Origin of the sequence: Moraxella sp. CTOTU47724 (genome assembly GCF_032014955.1) — a bacterium.
Lineage (GTDB): Bacteria > Pseudomonadota > Gammaproteobacteria > Pseudomonadales > Moraxellaceae > Faucicola > Faucicola tetraodonis.
On the sequence record NZ_DALZSV010000081.1, the window covers coordinates 1 to 8041 of the forward strand.

An 8041-nucleotide genomic window follows, 5' to 3' on the forward strand; every position below is an offset into this window, starting at 1 on the left:
TGCTAAAATACCACCCCACATAGCCGATTAGAGATAAGCTAAAAAGCTATAGCCATCCATGCCAGTGTGGTGAAATTGGTAGACACGACGGATTCAAAATCCGTTGCCTTTAAAAGCGTGTCGGTTCGAGTCCGACCACTGGTACCAAATTAAAGCTCCTGATAACAGGGGCTTTTTTTTTGAGTTAAAATTGCTATATAAATGATTAAGATGTTATGTTTAACTGTTTATCAAGCAAATCTATAATGCTATAATGGATTAAATATTATTGAAAATAAGAGTTAATGCTTTTTTCAATAGTTAACATGATAAAGTGATAGGTCATGATAGCTATGTCGCTTACTTAAATTTACAAAATTTACAAGTGTGTATCATTAAACTTTTATTACAATTACGCACTATATTGGTTTACTGTTAGATTTTGCCTTTTATCTTACGAGATTGTCACATGTTAGCAAAGCTCATAAAACTATCGCCTTTATTATTAGTTATATCTATTAGCGCCTGTAGTTCTAAAACCGCTATTACTAGTGGAATGTATTCGGGTAAACTGCCAGAAGTCTTGACGCCAGATCAACCTGTTTCATTTGTTGCAGATAATGGTATACGATTTAATGTGGCTGAGTTAAGTGTAAATAATATACCTGCTCCTGATATTTTTGCTAAAAAAACGGTCTCTTTTCCTCCATTGACAAGAGGCGGGGGTGTATATAATCGTATTGCTAAAGGAGATGTATTAGGAATTAATCTTCCGGGATATCCTGAAGTTGTCGGTACTAGTTCAGCAGCAGGTAATAGCATTTACGGCAGTGGCTTTTTAGTTGATCAAAGCGGTTATATTCAATTTCCAATGATAGGACGAATAAAGGCAGAGGGGCTTACAGTAGCTGAACTCACTAGTCAATTAACTATTCGTTTATCACGTTATCTTAAACATCCAGATCCACAAGTTCGTGTACTTTCCTACCGTGGTAATAAATTTTATGTTGATGGACAGGTAAAATCACCTGGGCAATATGACATTGCTGATCAGCCCATCAATCTTTATACCGCTATCAGTATGGCAGGTGGTACGAGTGAAAAATCTGATACAAATAATATCCAGCTAATTAGAGCTGGAAGAACTTATAACTTTGGTTTCAAGTCACTGCAAAATGCTGGGTATTCTCCTAATCAAGTGATAATCCGTAATGGTGACACAATCAAAATCGGTGATTTGACCGAAAATAAAATTACTGTCATGGGCGAGTTTAATAAAATCAGTAATATTGAAATTCCTGAAAACGGTATCAGTTTGGCTGGCGTCATAGGGGAGGCGAATGGATTAATTGGTACTACTGCAAATGCTAAAAAAGTTTATGTATTACGTGAAAATTCGTCGAATAATGCTAATATCTATTATGTTGATATGACTTCCCTAACAAATTTTTCTTTAGCAAATCGCTTTAAAATGCAACCGGGTGATGTGGTGTATGTAGACCCAACTGGTTTAACACGCTGGAATCGTATTCTTAGTCAAATCCTTCCTTCAGCGGCATTACCTGGAGTTGTAAGACAATTTTAATAGCTAGGTTTTTATTATGTCATTTAAAAAAATTTTAGTGGTATGCGTCGGTAATATCTGCCGTAGTCCTATCGGTGAAGCGCTATTACAGCAGCAGCATCCTAATTTGACTGTAAAATCAGCGGGATTAAGTGCATTAGTGGGCGAAGGGGCAGATGACAAAGCCATTCAAGTGATGGATGAATGGCATGTTGATATGCGTAGTCATCGCGCCCAGCAGCTTACCCAAGAATTGATGCAAACCTTTGATTTAGTACTCTGTATGTCCAAAGATCAAGAGAGTTGGATAAAACAAAATTACTCAAGCCAACGTGGAAAAGTATATCGGATTGGTCACTGGATAAATGAAAATGTAGCCGATCCTTATAAACTGCCCATTGACAAATTTTATGAAAGTCGACATGTGCTTAGTAGAGCCGTAGAAAGTTGGAAGGATAAATTAGCTTAACTTCTAAAGCTAGCAAAGTTTTCGAATTTATAAGAAAGATTTATTTATCTTGTAATAATTAAAATGTATTTTATCGTAGTTTAGAATCAAGTGAGTAAGCATGGATCAGAAAGTAAATGATGATGAAATTGATTTAAGAGCGTTAATCGCAGTTCTATTAAATCATTGGAAATTAATTTTATCAATGCTGTTACTTGGTTTATTAGGCGGAATTTACTATGCCCAATCGGCAACGCCAATTTATAAAACTAACTCACTAATCCAAGTTGACAAAAAATCCTCAGGCGTCTCTGCGTTAGGTGAGGATGTTGTAGGTCTTCTAAACGCTCAAGATAGCTCTGCGCAAACAGAAGTAGAAATCATCAATTCTCGCATGATTCTGTGGCCTGTCATTAACCAATTGCATTTGGATTTAAATGTTAATCAACTTAAAGACAGTTTCTTAGACAAATTACTGATCAAGAAAAGTTCTTTAGTTAGTCATACAGACAATGGGGTGGGTAATTTAAAGATTGGATTGTGGATAGCTGAATTTAATGTCCCTTTGGCTTATCAGAATAAAAATTTCACTTTAACCGCCATAGACAGCCAAAATTTTAAACTGATTTCGCCTGATGGCGCTGAGTTTACCGGTAAAGTTGCAACGGCATCACGTTTTAAAACGAGTGCGGGTAATATTGATATTCAAGTCACTTCATTAGCACCTGGTTACTCTTATAACTTGAGTAAACTTACACCGGCTAAGGCGATAGATAACCTTAGAGCAAATCTTACAGTGGCTGAAAAAGGTAAACAAACGGGCATTTTAGACGCTTCACTTACAGGCGCTAATCAAGATGAAATCACTAATACCTTAACGCGCATTGTTAAAATGTATGAAACGCAAAATCTTGATAAAAGTAGCGCGGAAACGACTAAAACCCTGGCGTTTATGCAAGAGCAACTGCCTAAACTCAAATCAAAACTTGCCGAAGCGGAAGCAAAATTTAATAATTTCCGTGAGCAAAATGCAACCGTTGATATCGATAAAGAAGCGGAATTGGCTGTCACACAAAGAGCGACAATTGAAACCAATCTACGTGAGCTTGAGCTAAAACGAGCCGAATTATCTGAGCGCTATACAGATGAATATCCTGTATTAAAACAATTAAATATGCAGATTGAGCAATTAAAAGCCAAGGAAAATTCACTTCAGCAAAATATTACCCGTATTCCAGAGGTTCAACGTCAGTTTTTAGAATTATCGAGTGATGTTAAGATTAGCAATGAGATTTATTTAAATATGCTCAAAAATTATGAGCAGCTTCAAATTGTCAAATCTGGACAGCTGGGGAATGTACGCATTATAGATTTACCTATTAATACCTATGAACCTATTGCACCAAAAAAAGCGCAAATTGTTTTAATCGCGACCCTTTTAGGCTTGATGTTAGGCATCGGATTAGCCTTCTTAAAATCATTATTGTTTGCGGGCGTGAAAAATTTAGAAGAATTAGAGAACAATACGGATGTTCCGGTTATTGGTGTCATTCCTCATTCGCCACGATTAACGCGGTTGTTAAAAAGTAAATCAACTAAAATTCCCTTGGTTGAGCAAATTGAACCTGAAGGGGTTGTTAGTGAAGGCTTTAAGTCCATTCGCACTCATTTATTGTTTAATGCAACAAAAACCGATGGCAATACGTTGTTGATAACGGGTGCAGGCCCTGGTATCGGTAAGTCATTTATTGCCGCCAACCTTGCCGTAGCAATGGCAATGACAGGTAAACGTGTACTGTTAATTGACGCGGATGCTAGGTTAGGTCATCTGCAAGATCGATTTAATTTGCCAAATATCAATGGATTGGTTGATTATTTGGTTGATGATACCATTGATGCGGCTAATAGCAGCTATATGATTCAAACCACACTATATGAAAATCTGCATTTTATACCTAGGGGCAAAGGCCATAGTCACGCTTCAGAATTATTATTAAATGGCAAAATGAAAGCATTGCTAGATTTTTATCGTCAGTTCTATGATTATATCATTATCGATACCTCACCTGTAATGGGCACTTCAGATGCGCTATCGATAGGGCAGTTGGTTGATTCAGTCTTATTCGTGGTACGATATGACGTTTCAAACGTAAAACAGGTAAATTATGCAGTCGAAAAACTACAACGTGCGAATGTGAAAGTAGAAGGGATTATTTTCAATGATGCTAAGCAGTCTTTAATCGGCGCCTATAATTACCACTATGGTTATGAATACAAATCAAAAAATTAACGATATAAAGATGAATCATAGCCCTATCATCTACTAGGTTTTATATGAGCAATATAACTAACGCTACTAAAGCGCCTTTAGTTTTCACTGTATTATCTAATGCGATTGAGCAGCCTCGCTGGCTAAAAGTAGTGAGTCTGTTTGTGATAGATTATATTGCATCTATTATTACTTTGATTTTAGCGATCGCCCTAAGGTATGCCAAATTTGACTTTCATACCAATATTTTGTCAATTATGCTACTTAGCGCTTTACCTGTTATCTTTTTAGCGGTTACTAAGTTTTACTCGCATGTTATCCGAGTTTTTCAAGATGAGAGTATGCGCTGGGCGCTCGTAGTTTTGCTAGGTTATCTATTAATTAGTCAAATACTGATTTTTTCAGGGGTAACGCCTGATATCCCTAGAGCAGCGACCGCTATCCATGTTTTTTTGCTTTATTTATGGATATGGAATAGCCGTATTGTTTTGCAATTTTTTATTTCAAGAACCTTGCATCCTGAATTTTATACACAAAAAAAAGAAAATGTATTAATTTACGGTGTGGGTCACATCACCAAAGATTTGATGCATGTGCTTCATCAAACGCGCCAATTTAAAATAGTTGGGATTATCGATGTCAATGATAATTTCATTGGTGCTAGGGTATTAGGGGTTAAGGTCTATCCAAAAGATAACCTTGAGTCTTTAATTACAGATTTAGAAGTTAATCATGTGTTTTTTGTATTACCCAGCCATCAGCGTCATATCCAGGAGCGTATTGTTAAGCAGCTAGAAAACGTACCAGTTAAAATTAGTGAAATTCCAAGTTTGGAAGAAATCACCAGTGGTCGAATCAAATTATCAGATATTAAACCGGTTGATGTGCTAGATGTGCTACAACGCAATACGGTTAAACCGGACACCTCGCTGCTTGCCAAGAACATCAAAGATAAAGTTGTGATGGTGACAGGAGCGGGCGGTTCAATCGGCAGTGAATTATGTCGCCAAATATTAAAGCAGCAACCAAAAGCCTTGGTATTATTTGAACTGTCGGAGTATGCGCTTTACGCTATACACAGTGAACTGCAAAAACTTGCCAAAAATATGCAGCAGGAAAGGCAACTACCAACTGTGACGCCGCTCTATGTTCATCTAGGCAGTGTTACCAATCAAAAAATTATTGAACTGTTGTGCAACCAGTACGACGTTCAAACCATCTACCATGCAGCGGCTTATAAACATGTCCCTATCGTCGAAAGTAACGAATACGAGGGTGTAATCAATAATTTTGTTGGTACTTACAATACTTTAAAAGGCGCAGTCAGTGCGGGCGTAGAGACTTTTGTGGCCATCTCCACTGACAAAGCCGTCCGACCAACCAATGTCATGGGCGCTACCAAACGCATGGCAGAGTTGGCGTGTCAAGCGATAGCTGCAGAACAATCAACAACCACTATCAGTATGGTCAGATTTGGTAATGTATTAGGGTCATCAGGTTCTGTCGTACCGCTGTTCAATAAACAAATTGCCGCAGGCGGACCTATCACCCTGACACATCCAGAGGTGACAAGGTATTTCATGACGATTCCTGAAGCAGCTCAGCTAGTTATCCAAGCAGGTGCGATGGCACATGGCGGCGAGGTGTTTGTGCTGGATATGGGTGAGCCAGTCAAGATTATGGACTTGGCAAAACGTATGATTACGTTGAGTGGACTTAAAGTTAAAGACCAAAATAATCCGAATGGCGATATTGAAATAGTCATTGCGGGTTTGCGCCCCGGTGAAAAACTGTATGAAGAGTTAATCATCGATGGGGATAATATAGAGAAAACGCAGCATCCTTTGATTATGAAAGCCAAAGAACGTTTTTATGGTGTTAATGAAATCACAAACGTAGTAGATGCAGTTCAAATGCAGAATAATAGTACTAAAGATACGCATTGGCTTAGGGCGCAGTTCTTTAAATATGTAGAAGGGTATAAGCCTAAGCAATAATAATTTATGATGGATTTAATTTATGACAAATAAAAATATTTTAGTTACTGGCGGTGCTGGGTTTATTGGTTCAGCGGTGATTCGCTATTTAATCAATGAAACCAATAATAACGTCTTAAATATTGATAAATTGACCTATGCGGGTAATTTAGAATCATTAGCATCAGTCAATGATAATCCGCGCTATCAGTTTTTACATGCTGACATCTGTGATAAAGTGGCAATGACAAAGGCGTTTGATGACTTTGAACCTGATATTGTGATGCATTTAGCGGCTGAATCGCACGTTGATCGCTCGATTGATGGGCCGATGGAATTTATTCAGACCAATATTTTGGGCACTTATACGCTACTAGAAGTCGCCAGGGTCTATTATCAAGGCCTATCTGATGATAAAAAGCACAGTTTTAAGTTTCATCATATTTCGACTGATGAAGTGTATGGCGACTTAGAAGGTACTGAAGACTTATTTACGGAAGAAACGTCTTATAGCCCCAGTTCTCCCTATTCAGCCAGTAAGGCAAGTTCAGATCATTTGGTACGGGCTTGGCATCGTACTTATGGTTTGCCTGTGGTGGTCACTAATTGCTCGAATAATTACGGCCCTTATCATTTCCCCGAAAAACTGATTCCTTTGGTGATTTTGAATGCCTTAGCTGGCAAGCCGTTACCTGTATATGGTGATGGCAAGCAAATTCGTGATTGGCTTTATGTTGAAGATCATGCCCGAGCGCTGTATTTAGTAGCTACTACTGCCAAAGCAGGTGAAACTTATAATATCGGTGGCCATAATGAAAAACAAAATATTGACGTAGTAAAAACGATTTGTACAATTTTGGATAACATTAAACCTAGAATGAATGGCCACTCTTATGCACAGCAAATCACCTTTGTCAAAGACCGACCAGGACATGATCTGCGATATGCAATCGATGCCAGCAAAATTCAGCAAGAGCTCAATTGGCAACCGCAAGAGACTTTTGAGTCAGGTATTCAAAAAACGGTTGAATGGTACCTAAATAATTTAGAATGGTGTCGCCATGTCCAAGATGGCAGCTATCAACGAGAACGATTGGGTGTAAAATTATGAAAACGACAAAAGGTATCATCCTAGCAGGGGGCTCTGGCACACGCCTTTACCCTATTACCAAAGGTGTATCTAAGCAATTATTGCCTATTTACGATAAACCCATGGTGTATTACCCACTTTCGGTGCTGATGCTTGCGGGTATTCGAGAAGTTTTGATTATCAGTACACCTGATGATATTGATGGCTTTAAACGTCTATTGGGTGATGGGTCACAGTTTGGTATTAGTCTTGAGTATGCTGTTCAACCTAGCCCTGATGGTTTAGCGCAGGCCTTTATCATTGGTGAAACATTTATTGGCGATAGCAATGTTTGTTTGGTTCTCGGTGATAATATTTTCTATGGTCAAGGCTTTACGCCCATGTTGCGTCAAGCAGTTGCAAGACAAAAAGGTGCAACGGTCTTTGGATACCAAGTCAAAGACCCAGAACGTTTTGGTGTTGTAGAATTTGATAAACAAAAACGGGCAATTTCGCTTGAAGAAAAACCTAAACAACCTAAATCAAATTTTGCGGTCACTGGTTTGTATTTTTATGACAATGATGTTATTGAAATTGCCAAGCAAGTTAAGCCATCCGACCGAGGTGAGCTTGAAATCACCACAGTGAATCAAATGTATCTTGAGCGTGGAGACTTGAATGTCGAATTACTCGGTAGAGGTTTTGCTTGGTTAGATACTGGCACTCATGAAAGCCT

At 38.3% G+C, this 8041-nt stretch carries 6 protein-coding genes and 1 tRNA gene; all 7 read left to right on the forward strand.

All coding sequences use genetic code 11. The features are described from left to right. Nucleotides 1–60 precede the first annotated feature (60 nt). Nucleotides 61–147, forward strand: a tRNA-Leu gene (locus RTR63_RS11165). A 301-nt stretch (nt 148–448) separates the two neighbouring features. Continuing rightward, nucleotides 449–1564, forward strand: coding sequence for a polysaccharide biosynthesis/export family protein (locus RTR63_RS11170; protein ID WP_312524287.1), 1116 nt, complete (start codon nt 449–451; stop codon nt 1562–1564). A 16-nt stretch (nt 1565–1580) separates the two neighbouring features. Further along, entirely contained in the window at nt 1581–2012 is a 432-nt protein-coding gene (locus tag RTR63_RS11175; protein ID WP_312524289.1) for a low molecular weight protein-tyrosine-phosphatase, read from the forward strand. Between the two features lie 100 nt (nt 2013–2112). After that, nucleotides 2113–4281 (forward strand): polysaccharide biosynthesis tyrosine autokinase, encoded by a 2169-nt coding sequence (locus RTR63_RS11180; RefSeq protein ID WP_312524291.1) that lies wholly within the window; start codon nt 2113–2115, stop codon nt 4279–4281. A gap of 44 nt (nt 4282–4325) precedes the next feature. Further along, nucleotides 4326–6257, forward strand: a complete 1932-nt coding sequence (locus tag RTR63_RS11185; RefSeq protein WP_312524293.1) for a polysaccharide biosynthesis protein — start codon at nt 4326–4328, stop codon at nt 6255–6257. Nucleotides 6258–6279: 22 nt separating this feature from the next. After that, nucleotides 6280–7347: a dTDP-glucose 4,6-dehydratase gene (gene rfbB / locus RTR63_RS11190; RefSeq protein ID WP_312524295.1), complete on the forward strand. Its 1068-nt coding sequence runs from the start codon at nt 6280–6282 to the stop codon at nt 7345–7347. Then, the coding region (gene rfbA, locus RTR63_RS11195; RefSeq protein ID WP_312524297.1) for a glucose-1-phosphate thymidylyltransferase RfbA at nt 7344–8041 on the forward strand (698 nt) is incomplete at its 3' end. The genes rfbB and rfbA, both read left to right, overlap by 4 nt.

Excerpts from the sequence above, each read along its gene's own strand:
- RTR63_RS11170 (WP_312524287.1), top strand. The coding sequence starts at position 449 with ATGTTAGCAAAGCTCATAAAACTATCGCCTTTATTATTAGTTATATCT.
- RTR63_RS11175 (WP_312524289.1), top strand. The coding sequence starts at position 1,581 with ATGTCATTTAAAAAAATTTTAGTGGTATGCGTCGGTAATATCTGCCGT.
- RTR63_RS11180 (WP_312524291.1), top strand. The coding sequence starts at position 2,113 with ATGGATCAGAAAGTAAATGATGATGAAATTGATTTAAGAGCGTTAATC.
- RTR63_RS11185 (WP_312524293.1), top strand. The coding sequence starts at position 4,326 with ATGAGCAATATAACTAACGCTACTAAAGCGCCTTTAGTTTTCACTGTA.
- rfbB (WP_312524295.1), top strand. The coding sequence starts at position 6,280 with ATGACAAATAAAAATATTTTAGTTACTGGCGGTGCTGGGTTTATTGGT.